The following is a 23,280-nucleotide window of genomic DNA, read 5'->3' on the forward strand; positions in this document are numbered from 1 at the left end:
GCAATGCCGGTCGGTTGAGGGGTATGCGCAGGCTGTGGCCCTCGACGAGCCGCGTGTCGCGCATTCGAGCGGTCATGCCGATTTCGATGTGCGCGCTCTCCCAGCGAACCGGGCGTCTGCAAGTACTACCAACTCATGATCATCGAGCGCATAACTACCACCAACCGGGCTGTTCGCAGCCTTGAGAGCGCTCCCGCAAGTGATCTTGGGCCGCCGCGTCGACCGCACTGCGGTCAGACGCCTGCCGCACTCCCAGGAAGAGTCCGCCACGAGGCATTTGACCAGCCGTAATACCTAACCGATCGGCATTGGGGCTAGGCGGACTCCTCGTCGTCCACGAACTCGAGGAGATCGCCGGGCTGGCACTCCAGCACCCGGCACATGGCCTCCAGGGTGCTGAACCGCACGGCTTTCGCGCGCCCGTTCTTCAGCACCGCGACGTTGGCGGGCGTCAGCCCGACCTTCTCCGCGAACTCGCCGACGCTCATCTTGCGCTTGGCCAGCTCGACGTCGATGCGCACGACGATGGCCATCAGATCACCGATTCCATGTCAGCCCGCAGTTCCGTGGCGCGCTTGAGCAGCGCCCGCATCACCACGAGCACGAGCCCGACCACCGAGACCGCCGACGTGAACAGGAAGAACAACACGATCACACCAGGGTCGTCGGCGTTGACGCCGACCCAGATGAACACGCCCACGAGCACGGCCCACGCCGCGGCGATCGCCCACACCATCACGTTGACCCACCTGATCGCACCTTCGGTGAAGATCAGATCCTTGCGCACCAACGTGAGCAGTTTCCAGGTGGCCACGATCACCACCTGCACGCACACGATCCAGAAGATCGACACGATCGTCGAGGGCCACCTCAGATGGGCCTCGTCCGGGTTCTGCTGAGCCATGTGCGCGTACTGGCCGGGGATCGAGAACGTCTCCAGCATCACGAGGATCCCGAACAGCGCCACCAGGAACACCCGGAGCGCCGTCACCGCCCAACGTTCAGAAATCATGCATCGAGTATCGGTAGTGATCTATCGAAAGTCAATCGGTAGTGATCGTGTCGCAACAGGTCTCTACAGTGATCGCCGTGGGACTGCGCGAGCGCAAGAAGACCGAGACCCGAGCGGCGCTGTCGGCCGCCGCACTGCGGCTCGCCCTGGAGAAGGGCGTGGACGAGGTGCGCGTCGACGAGATCGCCGAGGCGGCGAACGTCTCGCCGCGCACCTACAACAACTACTTCGCCAGCCGAGAGCACGCGATCGTCGCCGGCATCACGGCCACGCGCGCCCTCCGGGTCGCGGAAGCGTTGCGGGCCAGGCCCTCCGCCGAGCCCCTGGTCGACTCGATCGTCGCCGCGTTCGCCGAGCAGTACCGCGAACCACCGACCGAGGCCCTCGCGCTGATCACCTCGACCCCGGCGTTGCGCGCGGCCTACCTCGACGCGGTGGCGGACCTGGAACCGCCGATCGCCGACGTGATCGCTTCGAGGCTCGGCAAGTCCGGCCACGGCGCCGAGGTGCTGGCCGCGGCGGTCTCCGCGGCCGCCCGCCTCGCCGTGCAGCGGTGGGTCGACCTGCGCCCGTCCGGACTGGTCGTGGTCTCGGCGGCCTCGGTCGAGGACCACCTGCGCGAGGCGATCGGCCACCTCGCGCCCGCCCTCAGGTGAGCTCGTCCTTCAGCACGCACATCAGCAGCGAGTCGTGCCACTCGCCGTCGCGGAAGAACGACTGCCGGAACCGCCCGTCGACCTGGAAACCGACCTTCTTGTAGGACTTGATCGCGCGCTCGTTCGCCTCCACGACGCCGAGTTCGATCGAGTGCAGCCGCATGGTGTCGAACCCGTACCGGCACACCGTGCGCAGGGCATCGGTGCCGTAGCCGCCACCCCAGTGGTCCTTCTCGCCGATGTAGATGTCGACCTCGGCCCGTGCGTTGATCGGATCAGCGTCCCGCAGCGCGACGATGCCGATGAGCTTGCCGTCCTTCAGGGTCTCGATGCAGAGGGTGACCTTCTCGTACGAGTTCTCCTGGCGGTCGGCGATTCGCTTGCGCGTGGACGCCTGCGACGTGTGGTAGTAGCTCTGCAGCCAGCGCATGACCTCCTCGTCGTTGTGCCAGCGGTGGAGCGCGTCGGCGTCCTCCGGCTCGACGGGCCGCAGTCGGACAAGATCACCGGTCAGCATGGTCCGCAGACTACCCAGCGTGGACGACCAGGACGTCCGCTTCCGCCACCACCCTGGGGCCTTCCATCACCAGCATCCTCGCGCCGGGGACCAGAGCGGGCCTGGCCAGTTCGCGCACGAGGAAGTCGATCTTGCAGGTGCGGCTTCCGTCCTCGCGCACGTCGAGCTGTTCGATCAGGACGCTGATGTGCGCGTCACCCGGCGTGAACACCGCCGTGGCCATGTAGACGGGGGCCGTGGGCGGGCCGGATCGCCGCCCGCCCTGCTCCGCCGTCCGCCATCTGATCACCGCTTCCGCCATGGGGTCGTCGATGTGCTCCCTCACGTCAGGAGCCGCCCAACGCGTCCCGCGACCGGGTTTCCGGCTTCCGCGCGAACGGCAGCGAAGGCGACTCCGGCGCGTCCACCTGCAACAGCCCCGCCGCGATAGCCACCGCCCGATCCCACTCCGGGTCCGACGTGTAGTCCGAGTGCGCCGACACCCCGGACCGCCACCGCCGTCCGGGGAACGGCCCCCGCTGCGGATCCGGCAACCAGTGGTCGCCACCCAGCACCAGCGCCCCGGTGGGCCCGCGCAGAGCAGGCGCCAAGGCACCCTCCGAGCCGTCCTCCCGGTAGCCGACGCCGAGCAACATGCCGTCGAACACCTGCCGCCGCCACGTCGTCACCGCGCCGCCCAGCGGGTCCGTGCCCCGGCACAGCGCGCGCCAGCGTCCGTCCAGCCCGCCGGCCAGCCGGGCCAGCGACGCGTGGGGCACGACGGCCGGGAACGCCCGCGGGTAGGCCCACTGCAGCTGCGAACCGGCCGTGAGCAGGCCGATCCGTTCGCGGTCGTGCGGAGGCAGGTCCTCCAGCAGGCGGGCAGCGGCGACGGCGACCAGCAGGGAGCCCTGCGAGTGGCCGCAGAGGACGACGCGGGTGCCGGGGTCGCGCAGGTGGTCCTGCACGCGGGCGACGAGCTCCGGCACGACCTTCAGCGCGTAGCAGGGCGGCACGATCGGATGCGCCTCGCGCGGCCAGAACTGCGCGATGTCCGCGATGATCCCGAGCCGCCGCCCCGACTCCGGCTGCCGCGCCGCCAGGTACACCGCACGCAGCAACGACACGGCCAGCAGACCGAGCACGAACACGCCGAACGCGGAGAACGGGTACGTCCACGAAGCCAGCTCTACGTTGCGCAACCGCTGCAGGGAGGCCAGCACGGCGCCGACCACCAGCACGGACGCGACGATCAGGATCATGTGATGGCCGTGGTTGCGTTCCCAGCGCGCCCACCACCACGCCCGCGTCGCCATGCGGAGGTCGCGCATCCGGCCGGAGTGCAGCAGCGAAGCCTCACGCGCCCACACCTTGCCCTTGCGGAACGCCCGCCACCGCACGGCACCGGTGAACGAGGCCACCGCGAGGATGCTCAGCAGCGCCAACGCTCCCGCCACGCCCCACAGCAGAGTGATGTAGCTGTACCCGACCGGCAGGTCCAGGTCGTCGCCCAGCGCCTTGCGCACCGGCAACGCCACCCCGGCGCCGAAGCCGCCGCCGAGCAGCCCGGCGATCGCCAGCACCGGCGCCGCGAACCAGCCGCCGGCCCACGGCCGCAGTTCGCGCGGCAACGAGCGCCACGTCTTGCGGGCCAGCAGCGCCGCGGGCACCAGCATCAGCCCGAACAGCACCAGCACGAATGCCATCAGCAGCGCCACGACCTGCACGGTCACGTCCGCGCCGGGCACCCGCAACGGCAGCTGCTCCTGCAGCCCCAGCGTCGTCAGCACCAGAAGCACGGAGAACACCAGCAGCAGCCGCCGCGGCTTGCGGCTCAACGCCGCGCGCAGCCACCGTCCGCCGCGATGAGGTGCACCGCCCGTCGGGTCGTCCAACAACAAGACACCGAGCACGGACACACCGATGAGCACCAGCGACACAGTCCACGCCGCCGTGATCGCGACGCCCATGCCGCCGGCGGCCGTGAGCTGCTGCAACGGCCCGCCCAGCGCGATCAGCGACGTCACCGCGAGCGCGGTCACGACGTGCAGCGACCGCAACGCCGGCGTGTCCGGGTCCGTCGCCACGTGCGCGCCGGGCAGTCCGGACGCGGGCTGCCTGTCCTGCTCCTCGGCGTCGGCGATCTCCTTGCGCTCGATCCGCCACTCGACGTGCGAGACGCGCCGCATCACCGCGATCACCACCAGGATCGGCAGCAACCCCAGGAAGGTCCGGAACCAGGGAAAGGCGCGCACGTCGCCCGGAATGCTGGTCAAACACGCGGTAGCGGGCCGCAGGCACTGGGCGGCGAGCAGGTCCAGGCTGACCACGGAGATCTGCGCGACCAGCAACGCCGTCAGCAGCAGCGCGAACACCCGCAACAACGACCGCAGGCCGATTCCGAGCAGGTGAGCGGGCAGGTTCTGCTCCGGGACGGGAGGGAGCATCCAGTGCGCGACGTTCGCGATGCTGAACGGGAAGAGCAGCGCCCACGTGGCCTTGGCCACACCACCGGACGTCATCCCGCCCCACAGATACCCCTCGACCACGCGGGGGATGGGACGACCTTCAGTCTGCAAGACTGGTCCAGGCGCGGGCCTGCGGAGTCTGTCGGCCGGACGCACGATTCGTCCGAGTCCGTCCCCCGCAACGTCCACGGCCGCAACGGCGTCGACGAGCGTCTGCGGCGTCGTTCCTTGGACGCCGTGGACGCGCAGTTCGACGACACGTGTGTCCGGGCCGGTAAGCAACACCCGAGACCTCCCTCACCCAACGTGGGGGCCATAGTGGTGCATCAGCGGGCGGTATGGTCGGACGACACCCTCTCTGAAGTGCCTTGGAGGACTTCGCAATGACCGCGGACCGGTTGCAGACCCGCAACGGCATCGACTTCGCAGTGGCCGACCTGTCGCTCCACGAGTTCGGTCGCAAGGAGATCCGGCTGGCCGAGCACGAGATGCCCGGCCTCATGGCGTTCCGCCGCGAGTACTCCGGGGTGTACCCGCTCAAGGGTGCCCGCATCTCCGGCTCGCTGCACATGACGATCCAGACGGCCGTCCTCATCGAGACCCTGGTTGACCTGGGCGCCGAGGTGCGCTGGGCCTCCTGCAACATCTTCTCGACGCAGGACCACGCGGCGGCTGCCGTCGTCGTCGGCCCCCACGGCACGGAGGAGGAGCCCAAGGGCGTCGCCTGCTTCGCCTGGAAGGGCGAGACCCTGCCGGAGTACTGGTGGACGGCCGAGCAGATGCTCACCTGGCCGGACGGCAAGGGCCCGAACATGATCCTGGACGACGGTGGCGACGCCACCCTGCTCGTCCACAAGGGCGTCCAGTACGAGGCGGCCGGTGTCGTGCCGGCGGCCACCGAGGACGACTCGGAGGAGTACACGATCGTTCTCGACACGCTCCGCGCGTCGCTCGAGAAGGACGGCAAGAAGTGGACGAACATCGCCGAGGGCATCCGCGGCGTCACCGAGGAGACCACGACGGGCGTCATGCGCCTGTACCAGCTGGCCGCCGCCGGTGAGCTGCTCTTCCCGGCCATCAACGTCAACGACGCCGTCACCAAGTCGAAGTTCGACAACCGCTACGGCATCCGCCACTCGCTGATCGACGGCATCAACCGCGGCACCGACGTCCTCATGGGCGGCAAGGTCGCGGTCGTCTGCGGTTACGGCGACGTCGGCAAGGGCTCGGCCGAGTCCCTGCGCGGCCAGGGTGCCCGCGTCATCGTCACCGAGATCGACCCGATCTGCGCCCTGCAGGCCGCCATGGACGGCTACCAGGTCGCGAAGCTCGAGTCGGTCCTGCCGATCGCGGACATCATCATCACGACGACGGGCAACAAGGACGTCGTCACCGTCGAGCACATGTCGCAGATGAAGCACCAGGCGATCCTGGGCAACGTCGGCCACTTCGACAACGAGCTCGACATGGCCGGCCTGCAGCGCTACCCCGGCATCCGCAAGAACAACATCAAGCCGCAGGTCGACGAGTGGATCTTCCCGTCGGGCCGCACGATCATCGTGCTGTCCGAGGGCCGCCTGATGAACCTGGGCAACGCCACGGGCCACCCGTCCTTCGTGATGTCGAACTCCTTCTCGAACCAGGTGATCGCTCAGGTCGAGCTGTTCACCAAGTACAAGGAGTACGACAACGAGGTCTACCGCCTGCCCAAGGTGCTGGACGAGAAGGTCGCGCGCATCCACCTGGAGGCGCTCGGCGGCGAGCTGACCAAGCTCACCAAGGAACAGGCCGAGTACATCGACGTCGACGTCGAGGGCCCGTTCAAGCCGGAGCACTACCGCTACTGATCTCTGCCTCGACGAGCCCCCGCCTGCACAGGCGGGGGCTCGTCGCTGTTGCTGGGGGGGACCTGAAGTGTTCGACCGTTTCACCGCGCTGTACCCGCTCGACGCGGGCGAGGCGTCTCCACCCGCCACCATCGCACCGCTGCGCCAGGTCCCGGGCCTGGCCGAGCTGGTCACGATGGCCGCGGGACTGTCGTTCGGCGACGGCATCCTCCGCGTCTTCACCGACGACGAGGCCCGCCGCGCCCAGAGCCTGGCGAACGCGATGTGGCCGGAGTGGGCGCCGCGCATCCGCCCGTTCGCCCAGGACTGGCTGGGCCGCCTGTACGCGCTCGACCTGCACCGCAACGCACTGCTGCTCCTGCTCGACTCCGCTGTCGGCGACGTCTACGAGCTCGACTGCGTCATCCCGGACCTGCTCGACGAGTACATGGTCGACGACCCGGGCACCTTCCTCGCCCAGCACCTCTTCGGCGCCTGGCGCGCACTGCACCCGGAGCGCACCCCGGCCGGAGCGTGCGTCGGGTTCAGGACACCAGTGTTCCTGGGCGGTGCGGAGGCGGTGGAGAATCTCGAGGTGGTCGACGAGGAGGTCTACTGGTCGGTCCACGGGCAGCTGTGGGCGAAGGTCAAGGACCTCCCGGCGGGCACGTCGATCAGCGGCGTCGAGATCAGCTAAGGATTGGTCAGTGGGTTTCTTCGGCACTTACGCCTACGAGCACGGCTCCTGGAAGACGCTGTCCGAGGGCGAACTGCCGCCGCTCGCCGAGCCGTTCCTGTGGATCGACATCCACGACAGCGACATCACCTCGGTCGTCTACGCCCCGGCCGGCACCGGGTCCGGTGTCGCCTACCTGGGGCTGACGCCGCGCACGTACTTCGAGAACCCCAGCGCCTCCGACCCGACCGACGTCCTGCGGGAGGCCGCGGGGCTGGCCGAGTGGTGGGCGTTGCTCAACTCCGGCGGTGACGTTCCGGCCAAGCAGGCCGAGTTGCTCGCGTTCCTGGCCGAGGACGAGGACCCGAACGCGTTCGAGTGGGCCGAGTCCGAGGACATCGACGAGATCGACGACGGTGAGGTGTTCGTCGAGGTCAAGACTCGGCGGTTCCTCGCTGCGCTGGACCTGCCGGTGCCGGACGGGCTCAGCTGACGCCTTGCCCGCTCAACGCCGGCCAGGTGTACTTGCCCTGGCTGGGGAGGGTGTTTGGCGACACTCGGAGACGTGATCGCAGCGCTACGCGCAAGCTTGGAGCGCCTGCCTTTCACGGAACTGGCAGATGCCCTCGACGCCGCTGAGGAGGCCCGCAGCCTCATCGAGCAGGTCTCGGCGGGAAGTGGCCAGGCCGAATCACCGGGTGCTCGACTGCTTCAGCCAGGTCATCAGTGGGATTGATCAGCTGCAACGTCAGCTGTCCGCGATTCACACCGGCGTGACCGGTGCGGCCAACCGCTTGGAGGGAAGCGGCCGGACGAGTGAGGTGCTCGGACCCGTTCACCTGTTCCCAGCCGACCTCAGGGGACAAGCCTGCTGGGCAAACTGCCCGAGCGGGAGGGCGGCAAGACGTCAGGGATCTGGGTCGATGAAAATGGCGTTGAACACGACATCGTCAGTGGCGCGCACGACTGGCAGCAGGCCCGCGATGTGTTGGCAGAACTCCGAATCGGTCCTGCTCGTGGCACCTTGTGGGTGGCGGCCCACGTCGAGGTCAAGCTCGCTGCGGCTCTCCGTGGACTGGCTGCGAAGCACGTTACGCTCGCCGTCAACAACGAACCCTGCAACGAAGGCCGATGGTCGTGCGACCGCCTTCTGTCGAGAATCCTCAAACCAGGTCAAACCGTGACGATTCACTGGCCGGGCGGCGAGCAGACCTACCGGGGAAAGGAAGCCCAGACATGAGCTATGTCTTGGAGGCTTCGTACAAGCACGGCGCGGGCGTGAGTCTGTTGCGCACCGACGACGACATCGAGGGTTTTCTCACTGAGCTGCCGAACGCAGGGCCGGACTACCAGTCGGCGACGGTCTACGCCGTGGACGAGTCCGCCGACGAGGATCCGACACACGAGTTGGTGGTCGGCGTTGACCAGGCCAGCGCGCTCGGCGCTGTTCGCTACGCCGGTGATGACGGCGAGTGGTTCAGCAAGGGGGAACAGGTCAACCCGGACGGCGTCCGCTACCTGTACTACGGCACGGCGCACGAGTTCCCGGCTGACTCGGAGGTGCCACTCGACGTGGTACGGCACGCCCTGCGGGAGCTGCTGGCGAACGAGGGAACGCGGCCCGAGGGCTTGTCGTGGCAAGCGGCTACCGAGCTTCGATGAATCCCTGCCAGGCCTCGACGCTGAACTCCAGCTCGGGGCCTGCGGTGTTCTTGGAGTCGCGCACGCGCACGGCTTGGGCGAACGCCACCTCGACGCAGTTGCTTTCGACGGAGTCGCCACCGCTGTAGCTGCTCTTACGCCAGGTGCAGTTTCCGGTCATTGAGGTCCTCCCGCGATCGACTGGCGAGATCCGCCACCATCGACCGCGATTGTTCCTCATCCAGCGCTATGGCATCCAGCTGCGCGAAGATCGACTTGCAGCGTTTGACGCCGAGTTCGTCCTGCACGAACACCATCGCGAGGTCGGACTCCGTGAAGGCGACGTCGCCGCGCTTCTCGTATCCCCACAGCACGTAGTTGGTGAGCAGGATTCCGGCCGGACCGCTCGCTGCGGGCACGATCCGGATGACGTGCGTGTGGAAGAGCAACCTCATGAGCTGGTCTTCCATGATCTGGTCACTGCCTACCTTGAGCCGCAGAGCGTTCTCATGGACGTAGAAGACGCACGTCGGCCGGTTGTGCCGTTGCAGGATCGCCTGTCGTTCCACCCGAAAACGCACGGCCGTCTCGATCTTCTCCGGCGTCAGAATGCCGCGAGCCACGTACAGCGCCGTCGCGTAGTCCTCGGTCTGCAACAGGCCTGGTATGTACGTCAGGTCGTAGCTGGTGATCTTGTCGGCGCACGACTCGGCCAGGGTCATTGTGCGCAGGATGTCCGGGACCTGCACGAAGTAGAGGTCGAAGGCGGAGCGGTATCGCCTCAGGAAGTCCTCGATGAAGACCTGGCTGCGGCCGCAACGCCCGAGATACTGGATGATGTCGATCTCGGTCGCGCGCACCTTGCCGTGCTCGATGTTCGAGACCTTGCCGGGGTCCCAGCCGAGCATCTTGGCGATCTTCCGCCCGCGGAACGTCGTGAAGCTCTCGCGGATCTGGCGCAGCTCGTCGCCCAGGTCGCGGCTGTAGGGGGTGGACGGATCACCGTTCATGCAGTCTGACGTTAGGCGTTGGAGCCCGAACAACATCGTGCCCAAACGGGTGGAATTGCGTTGACGTGCGGGTTTTACTGACCAGGTGCGGACGACCATCATCAAGAAGACCCTGCGTGTGCCCACTTCGGACGGTGCGCCGGGTGACGGTGCCGCTGTCGCGAGGCAGCTGGACGCCGCGCTGATCAGGTCGGGCTTCAAGGCCTCGCGGGAGCTGCTCGAACACGTCTCCGGCCTGGCCGGCGCCGAGGAGTTCGCGGCGGAGGTCGTGCGCGCGGTCAAGGAGCTGATCGGTGCGCGCGGGCAGCACAACCCGTACTTCAAGGAGTTCCCGCACAACGTGCCGGACACGCTCGCGTTCTGGTGGGAGTGCCTGCGGGACGCGCTGGAGCAGGGCATCGCACCGACGAACAACCTCCTCGACCTGCCGAAGTACGGCCGGGTCCAGCACTCCTACGAGGAGATGCTGCGGGTGCACGACGAGCTGATCCCGTCGTTGAAGGACCGCATCACGCTCGTGCACCTCGGTGGCACGCTCGAAGAGGAGGCGCAGCGCCTCTTCGAAGAGCTCGCCACGAGTCCGATTCCGTTGGCGGAGAACGACAGGGCGTTGCTCGGTGAGCTGGCCTGCTCTGCCCGGACGGCGAACTGGACGTGCCCGTCCGGGAGAACCGGGCGATCCTCAACGCCGCCCGGCTGGTGGCGCAGCGGCCGCTCCAGGACATCGACACCGTCACCGACGTGCTGCGGCTCGCGGCCGAGGCGTCCGGGGGAGACGTCACGCTCGTGGAACCGACGCGCTTCCGGTCGTTCCGCCGGCCTGAGCGCAGGGCGTTGCTCGGCGCGTTGAACGAGGTGGCGGAGAGCAAGCTCGGTGACGTCGGGCAGCACCGCGAGGCGTGGAAGCGGCTCGGTGAGCGGTTGCACCCGCACGAGTACCCGTTCGAGCGGGCACAGGACGTGTTCGCGGTGGCGCGCAAGGAGAAGGTCGCGCGGTCGTTCGCCGGGCAGGTCGAGCTGGCGTTCGCGCAGAACGACGCCGACCGTGCCGCCGAGATCCTGGCCAAGGCGCCCGGGCTGTTGCTGCGGCAGCTCGACAGGCTGCTCCGCAACGGTGCCGGAAACCTCGCCGCGCGCGTCGAGGCCGCGGTGCCGGAGGTGTCCAGCCGCGTGCTCGTCTCGGTGCTGGAGCACCTGTCGAACCGCACGACGCCGGACACCGCGCGCATCTTCGCGACCCGTGCCCGCAGGGTGTGGATCGCCGATGACGCCCGCGAGCCGCTCGATCCCCAGGCGGTCGCGGCGATCGTCGAGGTGGTCGAGAACGAGCTGGTCCGCAGGCTTCCGGACTACTCGGAGCTGGTCGTGGACGACGAGGTGCTCGACGTCGTGGTGCCGGTCTCCGGTACTGAGGAGGGCTTCGGCGTGCTTCCGCGCGGGTCGAAGCTCTGGTTCGGCGGCGACGTGCTGCGGTTCTTCGTGCACTGGCGGCAGCAGGTCAAGCGGACCGACTACGACCTGTCCGCAGTGCTGCTCGACAAGAACTTCGAGTACAAGGGGCAGGTTTCGTGGACACAGTTCAAGCAGGCCGGCGCCTACTACTCGGGTGACCTCACCGACGCTTCTGATGGCGCGACGGAGTTCATCGACCTGCACCGCGACGCGATGAAGGCGAAGTACGTGGTGCCGCAGGTGAACATCTACTCCGGTGAGGGGTTCGACGAGGTCGCCGAGTCGATGTTCGGGTTCATGAGCCGCGACCTCGACCAGATGGGCAAGCCGTTCGAGCCGAGCACGGTGCGGGCGCGTTCTTCCATGCGTGGCAGGGGAAAGGTCGCGTTGCCGATCATGTTCGAACGGGAGGGCGACTCCTGGTTCGGCACGTGGCTGCACCTCTACCTGCGTGGCACGTCGTGGGGCAACCGCGTCGAGGAGAACCGCGACGTCGTGAAGCTGATCGCCGCGGCTGCGTTGCGGCGCAGGTACTTCACCGTGGCGCGGTTGCGGGACCTGTTCGCGCGAAAGGCATCCACAAAGGACGCTCCGGTGCTGCGAATCGGTTTGGCACAGGACGAAACCGGAACCGTCACCACAGTGGCGGAACTCGGGAAACTGCTGTCGGACTGACCCGCATCACTGCTAACGTGGCTGACGCGAGGCTATGAGAGAGCTTCCTTCTAAAATTGGGAACCGGAATGCTCTTCGGAGCGCCGGTCTTTAGCCCTCTCGCTTTCCTCGCCCCTAGCTCCACTCGACGGCGATGCCCGCGATCCCCGGCCCGACGTCGCCGAAGTACGCGCTGACGACGCCGCCGAGCCCGCACACCAGCTCGTCGACGTCGACCGGCGTCGCGTCGGCAGAGGCCAGGAACTGCTTCATGCAGCGCGCGGGCATCGCCCTCCGGTGGAACGAGAGCTGCACGAGGTACGAGCCGCAGGTGTCGCGGAACGTCCGGTGGTGGCCGGGGGTCGCGTTGCCGGTGTCGTCGGTGATCGTGAAGCTGAAGACGTGCTCCTCGCCCGCCGCGAGCCGCCGGTCGAACAGCATCTCCACGGCGAGGTTGCGGGAAGCGCTTTCCCGGCGCAGCCGCCCCTGCCGGCAGCCTTCGCCGGCTCTCACCATCGCGTTCTCGATCAACGAGCCGTCGTCGCCGTGGTGCGTCGCCAGGTACCTGTCCGGTCCCTGACGCACCGCGCGCACGACGAGCCGTGTGGTGATGGACCGCTGCTCGCGGTGCATGCCTATCTGGACGGTGTCGTGCACGGAGAGCACTTCGAGGTCGGCGTTGCCCCGGGCGGCCTCTGGTACGGAGTCGAACGTTGCCAGCAGTGGCGCGTGGTCGGGCCAGGTCGCGACCGGCCGCGGCGCGTAGGTGTTCGCGTGGCGCGGGCCGATGAGGTCCAACAAGGACGACGGCGGCAGGCGCAGCACGGTCTCCAGCGCGCGCACTGTGCTGATGGCGCGTGGCACCTCGGGATGGCGCAAGCCGCGTTGCCAGTACGAGAGCGTCGACTGGCCAACTTGGACACCCAGCTGTTCGAGATGTGCGCGCAGCCGTGCCAGCGAGAGGCCCCGGTGGGCGATCGACTCGCGCAATGCGCGGTGGAACGGCCCGTAGCGCAGCGTCTCGGCCAGGGGGGTCGGCAGACCCCCGGTCGGGTGCCCGATCGGTTCGTCGACCGACCCGGCGTGCCCGGAATCCGCGGTCACCGCGGCACCTACCCTTCACACGCGCCGTGTGACTGTTCACCGTAGTCACTCGTTCTGGTGATCGAAAGATCGGATTTCGCCCGTGTGGGGGACGTGCTGCGGCCGTGTGAGTGGCCGGAACCGGTCCCGTTAGGGTTCTGGCGTGGGAAAGCTCGTGGTGATCGAAGGTCTGGACGGCGCCGGCAAGCGCACCCTCGCCAACGGATTGACCGAGGCGCTGGCCGCTCAGGGCAGGACCGTGGCCAGCCACGCGTTCCCGCGCTACGGCGTCAGCGTGCACGCCGACCTGGTCCGCGACGGCCTCTACGGCCGGCTCGGCGACCTGAGCGACTCGGTCTACGGGATGGCCGTCCTCTACGCGCTCGACCGGCGCGGTGCGGCCGACGAGATCCGCGAGGACCTCGAGGAGCACGACGTCGTCCTGCTCGACCGGTACGTGGCGTCGAGTGCCGCGTACAGCGCCGCGCGGCTGCACCAGGACGAGCACGGCGAGTTCGTGCGGTGGGTGTACGAGCTGGAGATCGAACGCTTCGGGCTGCCCGTTCCCGATCTTCACCTGCTGCTGCGCGTGCCCGTGGAGGTCGCGGCCGAGCGGGCGGCGAAGCGGGAGCAGGCCGACGCGGCGCGCGCCAGGGACATTTATGAATCCGATGGCTCGTTGCAGGCCAGATGCGGTGTCGTTTACGACGGATTGGCGAACATCGGCTGGCTCGCCCCGTGGCAAGTGGTCGATGGGCGGTCAAACGTGAACTTTCATTCGCTTCTGGAACCACTCTTCACTCCTTGAGTGGTCGCTCACGTGCGTACCGATTGACACGATCGAGTGTCCGGTTTGTCACTGTGAGTGAATAGGAGATCACAATTTGAAGCGTGTACTGCAGCGAACCCCGGTCGGTGTCGCCCGTACGGCGGTGCTGATCGCTGCCGCCCGCGCCATCGAGCAATGTCATCCCCGCCGCCTCTTCGACGACCCGCTGGCCGCAGGACTCGTGGAGGCCGCCGGCTCCGCGAGCGACCTGAACGGCGTCCGGACCCTCGCTGGTGACCACTTCGTCCTGCGCACCCGGTATTTCGACGACGAGCTCCTCGGCACGCCGCAACCCCAGGTCGTGATCATGGCGGCGGGCCTCGACACAAGAGCGTTCCGGCTGCAATGGCCGCCGGGCACGACACTCTTCGAACTCGACCTGCCCGAGCTGATCGAGTTCAAGGAGGACGCTCTGCGCGACCAGCTCGCCCGGCCCGCCTGTGAACGCGTCGTCGTCCCGTGTGATCTGCGGGACGACTGGGCGACAGCGCTGATACGAGCTGGATTCGACCCGAAGAGGCCCACGGCGTGGTTGCTGGAGGGCCTCTTCATGTTTCTGCCGCCGGACGCGGGCGAGCAGGTCCTGTACTGGGTGAGCGCGCTGTCCGCCCGTGGCAGCACGCTCGCGCTCGAACACGTCAACCACGCCTTCCGCGAGTTGCCGCAGATGAAGCCCGTGCACCAGCGGTTCGACGCGCTGGACGCCCGCTGGCGGTCCGACGTGGAGGACCCCGTCGAATGGCTCGACGGCTACGGCTGGCACGCGACGGTGACGCACCAGGTCGACCTGGCCGCGCGCCACGACCGCGCCGTCCCGGCGATCACCGACCCCCGGAAGGTGGGTGACGCGCGCATCTGGCTGGCTTCGGCCGTTCGCACGGCGTGAGAGCGCCCGGTAACGAAAGGTGATCCTCGCGCGGATACTCCCGCGACGAACAGGTCAAACGGGGCGAGGTGGGGTACGTGGAACGACAGTTCCGGCCGGTTACCGAACGAGCGCACATCGCCACCAGCAGCAACGGAACGTGGGCGGTGCGCGAACGCGCGACCGGCAGTGCAACGATGTTGGGTATGAAGGCACGCGTGCTCGTCGTCGATGACGACCCCGCCCTGGCGGAGATGCTGACGATCGTGTTGCGCGGGGAGGGCTTCGACACCGCGGTGGTCGCCGACGGTGCCCGTGCCCTGCCCGCGCTGCGCGAGCTCAAGCCCGACCTCGTGCTGCTCGACCTGATGCTGCCGGGGATGAACGGCATCGACGTCTGCAAGGCGATCAGGTCCGAGTCGGGCGTGCCGATCGTGATGCTCACCGCGAAGAGCGACACGGTCGACGTGGTGCTGGGCCTCGAGTCCGGCGCGGACGACTACGTCGTCAAGCCGTTCAAGCCCAAGGAGCTCGTGGCTCGCATCCGGGCGCGCCTGCGGCGCACCGAGGCCGAGCCGTCCGAGGTGCTGCAGATCGGCGACCTGACGATCGACGTCCCCGGCCACGAGGTGCTGCGCGAGGGCAGGCCGATCCAGCTCACGCCGCTGGAGTTCGACCTCCTCGTCGCGCTGGCCCGCAAGCCGCGCCAGGTGTTCACCCGCGAGGTGCTGCTCGAGCAGGTGTGGGGTTACCGCCACGCCGCCGACACGCGTCTGGTGAACGTCCACGTGCAGCGGTTGCGTTCCAAGGTCGAACGGGACCCGGAACACCCCGAGGTGGTGTTGACTGTCCGCGGTGTCGGGTACAAGGCCGGCCCTCCGTGACAGGTGGCGTATGAAGTTCGTGCGGCCGGCCATCGCGAAGGCGCAGTTCCTCGTCGAGGAAGCGCGTAAGCGGTGGTCTGCGTTTGGTGATCTCTGGCGTCGTTCGCTGCAGTTGCGCGTCGTCGTGTCCACGCTCGCGCTCTCGTCGGCCGTGGTGTTCGTGCTGGGCATGGTGCTGCAGATGCAGATCACCAACCAGCTGCTGAACACCAAGGACGAGGCCGCGGTGCGCCAGGCCATGGCCTCGCGCAGCCTGATCCAGTCCGACCTGGTCGGTCTGAACCCGGGCCCGGACAGCGTGCAGACGCGGTTCACCAGCGCGATCAACAAGCTCGCTGTCGGTGGCGCCGGTACGGACGCCACGACGGCGGGTGCCGGTGCGTTCGAACCGGTGCTGGCCGACGGGCTGGGCTCCGCCGGCGCCGGGCGCGTGCCGTCCGTGGGCAAGCTCGACGACGTGCCGCGCGGGCTGCGCGAGATGGTCGAGGACGGCGGCTCCGGCACCCAGATCCACACCGTGCAGCGCGACGGCGCGCAGACCACGTTGTTCGTCGTGGGCCTGCCGATCAGCACGTCCGCGCGCTCGATGCAGCTGTACCTGATCTTCCCGCTGACCGCCGAGCAGCGCACGGCCGAGGTCGTGCAGTCGACTCTGGCGGTCGGCGGCATCGTGCTGCTGGTCCTGCTCGCGTTGATCGCCAACCTGGTGACGCGCCAGGTGGTGCGGCCGGTGCGGCAGGCCGCCGAGGTCGCGGAACGCTTCGCGGACGGCACCCTGCACGAACGCATGCACGTCGTCGGTGAGGACGACGTGGCGCGCCTGGCCGAGTCGTTCAACGAGATGGCCGAGTCGATCCAGGCGCAGTTCAAGCAGCTGGAGGAGTTCGGCCAGCTGCAGCGCCGGTTCACCTCCGACGTCTCGCACGAGCTGCGCACGCCGTTGACGACGGTGCGCATGGCCGCGGACGTCCTGCACGCCTCGCGCGAACAGTTCCCCGCCGGGCTCGCCCGCTCCACCGAGCTGCTGGTGGACGAGCTCGACAGGTTCGAGTCGCTGCTGGGCGACCTGCTGGAGATCTCCCGCCTGGACGCCGGTGTCGAGGAACTGACCGCCGACCAGGTCGACATCCGCGTGCTGGCGCGACGCGCGCACGATTCGGTGCGGGCCATCTCCACGAGCGCCAACTCGCCGGTGGTGCTGGACCTGCCGGACGACGAGCTCGTCGCCGAGCTCGATTCCCGCCGCGTGGAACGGATTCTGCGCAACCTGCTCGCGAACGCCATCGACCACGGCGAGGGCCAGCCGGTCGAACTCACCATGCGCGGCAACGACGACGCCGTCGCGATCACCGTGCGGGACCACGGCGTCGGCCTGCGCCAGGGCGAGGCCGAGCTGGTGTTCAGCCGCTTCTGGCGCGCCGACCCGTCGCGCAACCGCCGCACCGGCGGCACCGGCCTGGGTCTCTCGATCTCGCTGGAGGACGCCCGCCTGCACGGCGGCTGGCTGGAGGCCTGGGGCGAGCCCGGCCACGGTGCCGTGTTCCGCTTGACGTTGCCGCGCAGGCACGGTGAGGAGCTGCGCGAGAGCCCGCTGCCGCTGGCGCCCGCGATCGAGCACGGCCCCGTCACCGTCGTCGAGGAGCCGATCGTCCACGAGGAGCCCGGCGAGATCGAGCTGCGGCCCGAGGAGATCACCTGGCAGCCCGCGGAGCCCGTGGACGGGCCGCCCGCGTCGTCGGACGAGGTTTCGGAGGAAGTGCGGTGAAGCGGCTGGCGTTGCTGGTGCTCGTGCTCGTCACCCTGGCCGGGTGCGCCGCGATCCCGACGAACACCCAGCCCAAGCCGATCGGGTCGAAGGACAACAAGGCGTCCAACACGCCCGCCGCACCGGAGCCGCGGCAGAACATCGACCCGTTCATGCTCGTCCGCGACTTCATCGACGCCACGTCCAACCCGGACAACAACTACGCGGCCGCCCGCGCGTTCATGACGCCGGAGGCCAGCAAGACGTGGGACACCAAGAACCCCACGATCATCGAGACCGGCTTCTCCACCGTGCCGACCTCGCAGGCGCCGCAGGACAAGACGCAGACCGTCATCCTGCAGGGCAAGTACGTCGGCCGGCTCGGCAGCGACAACGCGTTCGTGCCGCAGCTCGGCGACTTCCAGAAGCCGGTGAAGGTCGAGCGCAACAGCGAGAACCAGTGGCGGATCTCCGAACCGCCCGCGGGCATCTACATGCCGCAGAACCTGTTCAACACCACGTACCGCCGAATCACGCTGTACTTCTACAACCCCGAGTTCACCGTGCTGGTGCCGGACCCGCGCTACGTCGTGATCCCGCCGGCGACGAGCATCCCGACCCGCGTCACCGAACTGCTGATCGCGGGTCCCGGCGACGCCGTGCGCGACACCCTCGTGAGCGCGCTGGGCCCGGACGCCGACAAGTTCGAGGACACGAGAGAGGCCGACGACGGCGCACTCGAGGTGAACCTCACCAACGTCGGCAAGGACCTCACCCCGGAGAAGCGCAAGCAGATCGTCGCGCAGGTCGTGAAGTCCTACTCGGGCGTCACCTCGTCCCGCGTGCGCGTCCTGGTGGACGGCCAGCAGATCCTGCCGGACCAGCGCGACTACCGGCCGTCCGACGTGTCGGCGACCGCAGGCGAGGCGCTGCTGGCGCTGAACGCGAACCTCCAGGGCATGATCGTGGCGGACGGCTCGGTCCGCTCGCTGACCGACGGCGCCCCGATCAAGGGCCCAGCGGGCACGGGCGCGTACAGCGTCGTCTCCGCCGCACAGTCCCTGGACGGCTCAAGACTCGCCGTGGTCTCCCGCTCCGGCGGCGGGATGCGGCTGCGAGTGGGCGAGCTGGAACAGGATCTGTCCGAAGTGGACATGGTCGCGACCACCCTGTCGAGACCGACCTGGCAGCTCTCGAGCGGCCCGAAGGAGCCCGGCACCGAGGTCTGGACGGCGGTCAACGGCAACTCGGTGACCAGGGTGACCCGATCCGACAACGGCAGCTGGACCGCCAAGGGCGTCAACATCACCGACATCATGCCGTTCGGCTCGATCAGCGAACTGCGCCTCTCCCGCGACGGCACCCGAGCCGCCCTGGTGATCGCGGGCAAGCTCTACATCGCCTCGGTGGTGCGCAACAACCAGGACGTGGCCCTCCGCGCACCCCGGCAGCTGCAGCCGTCGATCCTGGGCGCGGCCGTGCAGTCCATCGACTGGCTCTCGCAGGACGTGCTGGTGGTCTCCTCCTCGCTGCCTTCGTGGCCGGTCACCAAGGTCTACACCGACGGCTACAAGATGGACCGCTACAGCCAGTCGAACCTCAACGTGCCCGTCGGTTCGGTGGCGGCCGCGGCGGCGCGTCAGGTGCAGGTGGTGGACCCTTCCGGGCTGTGGTCGGCTTCGGACATCACCGATGTGTGGAGGTCGAGCGGGATCCGGGTGCCTGCGGGGGCGCTGGTGTTCTACCCGGGCTGACGCGCCTGGGCCGACTCGTTCGGGTAGCCGCGCTGACGCGCTTGGGTAGCCGCGCTGACGCGGCTGGGCCGGCTGAGCTGACGTGGCTGGGCCGGCTGAGCTGACGCGGCCGGATTGGGCCTGACCCGTTTTGACGGACATCCGAGATCAGGGGTTCTGTCCCTGGAAGGATGTCCTTATGAAGACCACGGGCTCGAACAAGCCCCGGCGTCCTCGTCGTGCGTTCACCCCGGAGTTCAAAGCGGAGATCGTCGAGCAGTGCCAGCGTGGTGACCGCTCGATCGCGCAGGTCGCGAAGGATTTCGACCTGACCGAGACCGCTGTGCGCGAGTGGGTCCGCCAGGCCGAGCGTGACGCCGGGACCCGCGATGACGGCGGGCTGAGCAGCGACGAGAAAGCCGAGCTGGCCGCGTTGCGGCGGGAGAACCGCCGACTGCGTGAGGACGTGGAGATCCTCAAGCGGGCCACGGCTTTCTTCGCGAAGGAGACCCGGTGAACGTGTATCCGTTCATCGAGGCGGAGAACGCCGGCAGCGGCAACGTCAAGCGTGCCTGCGAGTTGCTCAAGGTCTCCCGAGCCGCCTACTACACCCACCGTGCCACCGGTCCGTCCACCCGCGCCCGCGTCGATGCCGCGCTGACCGAGAAGATCATCGAGGTGCACGATGGGTCGAACGGCACCTACGGGACACCGCGGATCCACGCCGAACTCGCGGACCAGGGACACCGGCACTCCCGCAAGCGCGTCGCCCGGCTGCTGCGCCAGGCCGGCCGAGCCGGGCGGGCGCCGAAACGCTGGCGCACCACCACGATCCCCGACCCGGCCGCGACCACCCCGGCCGACCTGATCAAGCGGGATTTCTCTTGCGATGCAAGGGATATCAACAGCAGATGGTGCGGGGACATCACCTACATCAACACCTGGGAAGGCTGGCTCTACCTCGCGACCGTGATCGACCTCGGCTCCCGGCGGGTCGTCGGCTGGGCCACCGCCGATCACCTGCGCACCGACCTGGTCGAGCACGCCCTGCGCAACGCCGTCACCCAGCGCCGGCCCGAGCCAGGAGTGATCTTCCACTCCGACAGGGGCTGTCAATACACCTCGGATCAGTACGCCCGCGCGGCCGCCGACGCCGGCGTGCGGCTTTCCGTCGGCCGTAAGGGACAGTGCTGGGACAACGCGGTCGCCGAATCGTTCTTCTCCACCATCAAGATCGAGCTGCTCGACCGGCAGGCCTGGCCCACGAAAGCCAAGGCGCACAAGGCAATCTTCGAATATGTCGAAGGTTGGTACAACACCCGCCGCCGGCATTCCAGCCTCGGCTATCTCAGCCCCGCCACCTACGAAGCCACCCGATACCGCCCGGTCGATCAGGTAGCGTGATCACACCTCATCGACCCTGTCCGTCAAAACGGGGCAACCCCAGATTGCCTGTGCTGAGGTGGCTTGGGCAGCCGCGCTGAGGGCGCGGCGAAGGCTGGTGTGGCTGGGTTGCCGGCGCGGCGCGGGCTGGTCGGTAGTGCCGACGTCGCGAGTTGTTGCGAGATCTCACCGCCTGCCGAAGCGCACGACAGCCGAGGCTGCGCCTGCCGCGACACACCGCTGCCGAGTCGAGCCCGCTGAAGGCTTCCTGCCGTCACGGCACGTCCGCCGGAACGCCCGCCGAAGCCCCTCACCTCACGCCACCCCGACCGCAGGCGTCACCACCCTGGACCCGAACCCTCACCGCCCAGCTCTCACCGCCCAGCTCTCACCGCCCAGCTCTCACCGCCCAGCTCTCACTGCCCAGGCCGGTGCGGCCGGGCCGACGTCAGCACCAGCACCGCGTTCGTCCGCACCCCTGCCTGCCGCAGAGCCCGTACACAGGCCGACGCCGTGGCCCCGGTGGTGACCACGTCGTCCAGCAGCACGGTGGTGCCCGGTGGCGCCGGACCGCGGACCTGCACCCGTCCCTCCAGGTTCCGCCTCCGTGCTCCGGCGCCCAGCCCCACCGAGTCGGCCACCCCGGCGTCGAGGCACAGCACGGGTGCGACGGCGGCGATCTCCGCCTCCCTCGCGATCCGCAGCATGTGGTCGCCGCCGCGATCCCGCGCGGCGCTGCGGCGCGACGGTGCGGGGATGAGCGTCCACGGTGGAGGCCCGACCGCCACGAGGGCCGCTGCGACGAGGGCGCCGAACCAGGCTGCGAGCGGCCGTGCGCCTCGTTCCTTGAAGGCCAGCACCAGTTCCCTCGCGACGCCGTGATAGGCGGCCAGCGTCCACACAGGCGGCCCGACACCGGGCACCTGGAGCCGGGTGGGCGGGCCGAACGTGGCGAAGCACGTGGCGCAGCACTGGGAGCCGGGGCGGCCGCAGCCGGAGCAGGTGGCCGGCACGAGCAGGTCGAAAGCTGTCATGGGACCAGGGTGGCGGCGAGGTCTGACAGAAAATCGGGGGAAGCGGCCTCGGCGGGGTCTTTCGGCACCGCCCACAAGGGTGAAGTTCCGGTGACGTTGTCGATCTCCGAGGCGGTTCGGCACGACGAGAAATCCCTGCTCGGCGCGCGTTCTGTGACGATCTTCCGCGAAGGTGTAACTCGTTTCGCCCGGTTTGTCCGAGCGTCTGTTGAGACGGTGTTTCAGAACTGAGGCGTCCGCACACGAGGCCGTCGATCAACGCCCGCGGACCCCGGACGATCACGCCCTCGGGCGGCCTCCGGCGTGCGCGCCTGACCCCCGACTGGTTAACGATTATTCACGTATGGAGCTGACCAGGGCTTATTCCTGGGCAATAGCCGGACGTCCGCGCCAACGGTGATCGACTGCCTTGTCCGCCAATGGGCGAAATCCACCGTTCGGCCAGGCGTGACCGGGGTGTGATCGGGCATCGGCACCGCGCAGTTCGGTGCGAAGAAGTGCGGCAGGGGCCGCTGAGTGGTTCGGAATCGATCTCTTCCAGGTTTCGGGAACATGACGCGAGGGTCGCCCGTTGGCTGGGTATGAGGCCGCGACTGGACCCGTTCGACGCAGCGAGACTGCCGTCGAGTGCCGGTCCGGCTGTGCGCCGTTCGGGTGAGCGGAGTGCCGGGAGGTTTGGTTCGGAGCACGCTCGGGAAACGACTGGCAACGCGCTGTCGTCGCGCTGCGTAGTCATCAAAAAATCTCATCGTTCCCCCGGCAAGGGGGCTTACGCGACGGTGAATCCCAAGCTAACGTGCACCGCTATCAGCGTTCCCGGCCCGCGGGGAGGAGGCGAACAGCCCATGACCCTGGCGCCGTGAGAGCTGAGGGAGACGACCCTCTGCGACACATCCGCGATCGAAGATCGCCACGGCGCTTTTAAAGCAGTCCAGCCATAGCTCGCAGCAAAGCGAGGGAGGTCGTGTATGGACATCGTCGTTAAGGGCCGCAACGTCGAGGTGCCCGATCACTACAGGGTTCACGTCGCCGAAAAGCTGGCCCGGCTTGAGCGCTACGACCGCAAGGTCATCCGCTTCGACGTGGAGCTTTTCCACGAGCCGAACCGCCGTCAGTCGAAGAACTGTCAGCGGGTCGAAATCACCGGCAAGGGACGTGGACCCGTGGTCCGTTCCGAAGCCTGCGCGGGTGACTTCTACGCCGCGCTGGATGCTGCGGTCGCGAAGCTCGAGAACCGCCTGCGTCGGTCACACGACCGCAGGCGCGTCCACCACGGGGCCCGCGCTCCGATCTCGGTGGCCGAAGCGACAAGCGGGCTGATCGACCAGTCCGCAGGCGAAAGCATGACGTCGCGCCGCGCCAAGACCGCGGTGCTCGACGCACCCGAGGCCGACTACGAGGGCATGGCGGAAGTGCCCGCGCAGCGTTGGGACGACGGCCTCGAAGAGAAGTTGCCCGGACGCGTTGTACGCGAGAAGGAGCACGCCGCCAAACCGATGACCGTCGACCAGGCCCTCTACGAGATGGAACTGGTCGGACACGACTTCTACCTGTTCGCCGACACCGAGTGCGGACGTCCGAGCGTCGTCTACCGCCGGAAGGGATTCGACTACGGCGTGATCAGGCTGGCCTGACCCCGCTCGACCACGTTCCTTCGACCGCCGCCGCCCCGCACCCCTCGCGTGCGGGGCGGCGGCGTGCGTCTGCGGCCACTCGTCTACCGCCGCTCGGAGCCATCTCGCGCCGCGACGTTCACCGTCAAGGTGAATCTGGTCGGACCTGGAACCTTTGCGCGGCCCTCATACGTTCTCCACACCAGTAGCCGAGGTGGGGG

General features: G+C 68.4%; 25 protein-coding genes. 16 read left to right on the forward strand and 9 right to left on the reverse strand.

The window, feature by feature from the left end:
• Positions 1-314: 314 nt before the first annotated feature.
• Both SK571_RS37455 and SK571_RS37460 read right to left on the reverse strand, forming a co-directional pair.
• On the reverse strand, positions 315-533 hold the full coding sequence (locus SK571_RS37455; RefSeq protein WP_030476549.1) for a helix-turn-helix domain-containing protein: 219 nt from the start codon (positions 531-533) through the stop codon (positions 315-317).
• Positions 533-1,012 (reverse strand): DUF2975 domain-containing protein, encoded by a 480-nt coding sequence (locus SK571_RS37460; protein ID WP_319988855.1) that lies wholly within the window; start codon positions 1,010-1,012, stop codon positions 533-535. The genes SK571_RS37455 and SK571_RS37460 overlap by 1 nt, the downstream gene beginning before the upstream one ends.
• A 77-nt stretch (positions 1,013-1,089) precedes the next feature.
• On the opposite strand from SK571_RS37460, the gene SK571_RS37465 reads away from it, so the two are divergent.
• Complete coding sequence (locus SK571_RS37465; protein ID WP_319988856.1) at positions 1,090-1,668, forward strand: TetR/AcrR family transcriptional regulator; 579 nt, start codon at positions 1,090-1,092, stop codon at positions 1,666-1,668.
• Here the strand turns inward: SK571_RS37465 and SK571_RS37470 are convergent.
• Genes SK571_RS37470 through SK571_RS37480 form a run of 3 tightly spaced genes read right to left on the reverse strand, consistent with a single transcriptional unit; the run spans position 1,661 to position 4,713 of the window.
• Positions 1,661-2,185 carry a GNAT family N-acetyltransferase gene (locus SK571_RS37470; protein WP_319988857.1) on the reverse strand — a complete coding sequence of 175 codons (525 nt, stop codon included), beginning with the start codon at positions 2,183-2,185 and terminating at the stop codon, positions 1,661-1,663. The genes SK571_RS37465 and SK571_RS37470 overlap by 8 nt on opposite strands.
• Before the next feature lie 10 nt (positions 2,186-2,195).
• Positions 2,196-2,510, reverse strand: a complete 315-nt coding sequence (locus SK571_RS37475; RefSeq protein WP_319988858.1) for a hypothetical protein — start codon at positions 2,508-2,510, stop codon at positions 2,196-2,198.
• Position 2,511: 1 nt separating this feature from the next.
• Positions 2,512-4,713 carry a hypothetical protein gene (locus SK571_RS37480; protein ID WP_319988859.1) on the reverse strand — a complete coding sequence of 734 codons (2,202 nt, stop codon included), beginning with the start codon at positions 4,711-4,713 and terminating at the stop codon, positions 2,512-2,514.
• Between the two features lie 302 nt (positions 4,714-5,015).
• Between SK571_RS37480 and ahcY the strand changes: the two genes are divergently transcribed.
• From ahcY to SK571_RS37505, 5 genes are all read left to right on the forward strand, one after another.
• On the forward strand, positions 5,016-6,479 hold the full coding sequence (gene ahcY / locus SK571_RS37485; protein WP_319988860.1) for an adenosylhomocysteinase: 1,464 nt from the start codon (positions 5,016-5,018) through the stop codon (positions 6,477-6,479).
• Between the two features lie 67 nt (positions 6,480-6,546).
• Complete coding sequence (locus tag SK571_RS37490) at positions 6,547-7,155, forward strand: hypothetical protein (protein ID WP_319988861.1); 609 nt, start codon at positions 6,547-6,549, stop codon at positions 7,153-7,155.
• Between the two features lie 10 nt (positions 7,156-7,165).
• Positions 7,166-7,627 carry a hypothetical protein gene (locus SK571_RS37495; protein WP_319988862.1) on the forward strand — a complete coding sequence of 154 codons (462 nt, stop codon included), beginning with the start codon at positions 7,166-7,168 and terminating at the stop codon, positions 7,625-7,627.
• A gap of 387 nt (positions 7,628-8,014) precedes the next feature.
• On the forward strand, positions 8,015-8,374 hold the full coding sequence (locus SK571_RS46505; RefSeq protein ID WP_406602091.1) for a DddA-like double-stranded DNA deaminase toxin: 360 nt from the start codon (positions 8,015-8,017) through the stop codon (positions 8,372-8,374).
• Complete coding sequence (locus tag SK571_RS37505) at positions 8,371-8,796, forward strand: Imm1 family immunity protein (RefSeq protein WP_319988864.1); 426 nt, start codon at positions 8,371-8,373, stop codon at positions 8,794-8,796. Before SK571_RS46505 ends, SK571_RS37505 begins: the two co-directional genes overlap by 4 nt.
• On the opposite strand, the gene SK571_RS37510 is transcribed toward SK571_RS37505, so the two are convergent.
• Entirely contained in the window at positions 8,780-8,956 is a 177-nt protein-coding gene (locus tag SK571_RS37510) for a DUF397 domain-containing protein (protein WP_319988865.1), read from the reverse strand. The two genes, SK571_RS37505 and SK571_RS37510, sit on opposite strands and share 17 nt — an antisense overlap.
• On the reverse strand, positions 8,931-9,785 hold the full coding sequence (locus SK571_RS37515) for a DUF5753 domain-containing protein (protein WP_319988866.1): 855 nt from the start codon (positions 9,783-9,785) through the stop codon (positions 8,931-8,933). Before SK571_RS37515 ends, SK571_RS37510 begins: the two co-directional genes overlap by 26 nt.
• Positions 9,786-10,439: 654 nt before the next feature.
• Between SK571_RS37515 and SK571_RS37520 the strand changes: the two genes are divergently transcribed.
• Positions 10,440-11,912 (forward strand): TerD family protein, encoded by a 1,473-nt coding sequence (locus SK571_RS37520; protein WP_319988867.1) that lies wholly within the window; start codon positions 10,440-10,442, stop codon positions 11,910-11,912.
• Between the two features lie 114 nt (positions 11,913-12,026).
• Here SK571_RS37520 and SK571_RS37525 read toward each other — a convergent pair whose 3' ends face one another.
• A complete protein-coding gene (locus tag SK571_RS37525; RefSeq protein ID WP_319988868.1) occupies positions 12,027-12,995 on the reverse strand; it encodes a hypothetical protein in 969 nt (322 codons plus the stop codon).
• A gap of 142 nt (positions 12,996-13,137) precedes the next feature.
• Here SK571_RS37525 and SK571_RS37530 point away from each other — a divergent pair, with 142 nt between their 5' ends.
• From SK571_RS37530 to SK571_RS37560, 7 genes are all read left to right on the forward strand, one after another.
• The gene (locus tag SK571_RS37530) at positions 13,138-13,782 is read left to right on the forward strand and encodes a dTMP kinase (protein WP_266039034.1); all 645 of its coding nucleotides are present in this window, start codon (positions 13,138-13,140) and stop codon (positions 13,780-13,782) included.
• 76 nt (positions 13,783-13,858) lie between these two features.
• The gene (locus SK571_RS37535) at positions 13,859-14,689 is read left to right on the forward strand and encodes an SAM-dependent methyltransferase (protein ID WP_319988869.1); all 831 of its coding nucleotides are present in this window, start codon (positions 13,859-13,861) and stop codon (positions 14,687-14,689) included.
• Positions 14,690-14,874: 185 nt separating this feature from the next.
• The gene (gene mtrA, locus SK571_RS37540; RefSeq protein ID WP_030471262.1) at positions 14,875-15,552 is read left to right on the forward strand and encodes an MtrAB system response regulator MtrA; all 678 of its coding nucleotides are present in this window, start codon (positions 14,875-14,877) and stop codon (positions 15,550-15,552) included.
• A 10-nt stretch (positions 15,553-15,562) separates the two neighbouring features.
• Entirely contained in the window at positions 15,563-17,317 is a 1,755-nt protein-coding gene (gene mtrB, locus SK571_RS37545) for an MtrAB system histidine kinase MtrB (protein ID WP_319988870.1), read from the forward strand.
• Positions 17,314-19,050, forward strand: a complete 1,737-nt coding sequence (locus SK571_RS37550) for an LpqB family beta-propeller domain-containing protein (protein ID WP_319988871.1) — start codon at positions 17,314-17,316, stop codon at positions 19,048-19,050. The genes mtrB and SK571_RS37550 overlap by 4 nt, the downstream gene beginning before the upstream one ends.
• 178 nt (positions 19,051-19,228) lie before the next feature.
• Positions 19,229-19,546 (forward strand): transposase, encoded by a 318-nt coding sequence (locus SK571_RS37555; protein WP_406601937.1) that lies wholly within the window; start codon positions 19,229-19,231, stop codon positions 19,544-19,546.
• Between the two features lie 2 nt (positions 19,547-19,548).
• Complete coding sequence (locus tag SK571_RS37560) at positions 19,549-20,433, forward strand: IS3 family transposase (RefSeq protein WP_319988872.1); 885 nt, start codon at positions 19,549-19,551, stop codon at positions 20,431-20,433.
• 395 nt (positions 20,434-20,828) lie between these two features.
• Here SK571_RS37560 and SK571_RS37565 read toward each other — a convergent pair whose 3' ends face one another.
• Positions 20,829-21,446: a ComF family protein gene (locus tag SK571_RS37565; protein ID WP_319988873.1), complete on the reverse strand. Its 618-nt coding sequence runs from the start codon at positions 21,444-21,446 to the stop codon at positions 20,829-20,831.
• 90 nt (positions 21,447-21,536) lie between these two features.
• Between SK571_RS37565 and SK571_RS37570 the strand changes: the two genes are divergently transcribed.
• Together SK571_RS37570 and hpf are read left to right on the forward strand one after the other, a co-directional pair.
• Positions 21,537-21,677: a hypothetical protein gene (locus tag SK571_RS37570; RefSeq protein ID WP_319988874.1), complete on the forward strand. Its 141-nt coding sequence runs from the start codon at positions 21,537-21,539 to the stop codon at positions 21,675-21,677.
• 737 nt (positions 21,678-22,414) lie between these two features.
• Positions 22,415-23,080: a ribosome hibernation-promoting factor, HPF/YfiA family gene (gene hpf / locus SK571_RS37575; RefSeq protein WP_266039023.1), complete on the forward strand. Its 666-nt coding sequence runs from the start codon at positions 22,415-22,417 to the stop codon at positions 23,078-23,080.
• Positions 23,081-23,280 lie beyond the last annotated feature (200 nt).

Origin of the sequence: Lentzea kristufekii (assembly GCF_033949925.1) — a bacterium.
Classification (GTDB): Bacteria; Actinomycetota; Actinomycetes; order Mycobacteriales; family Pseudonocardiaceae; genus Lentzea; species Lentzea kristufekii.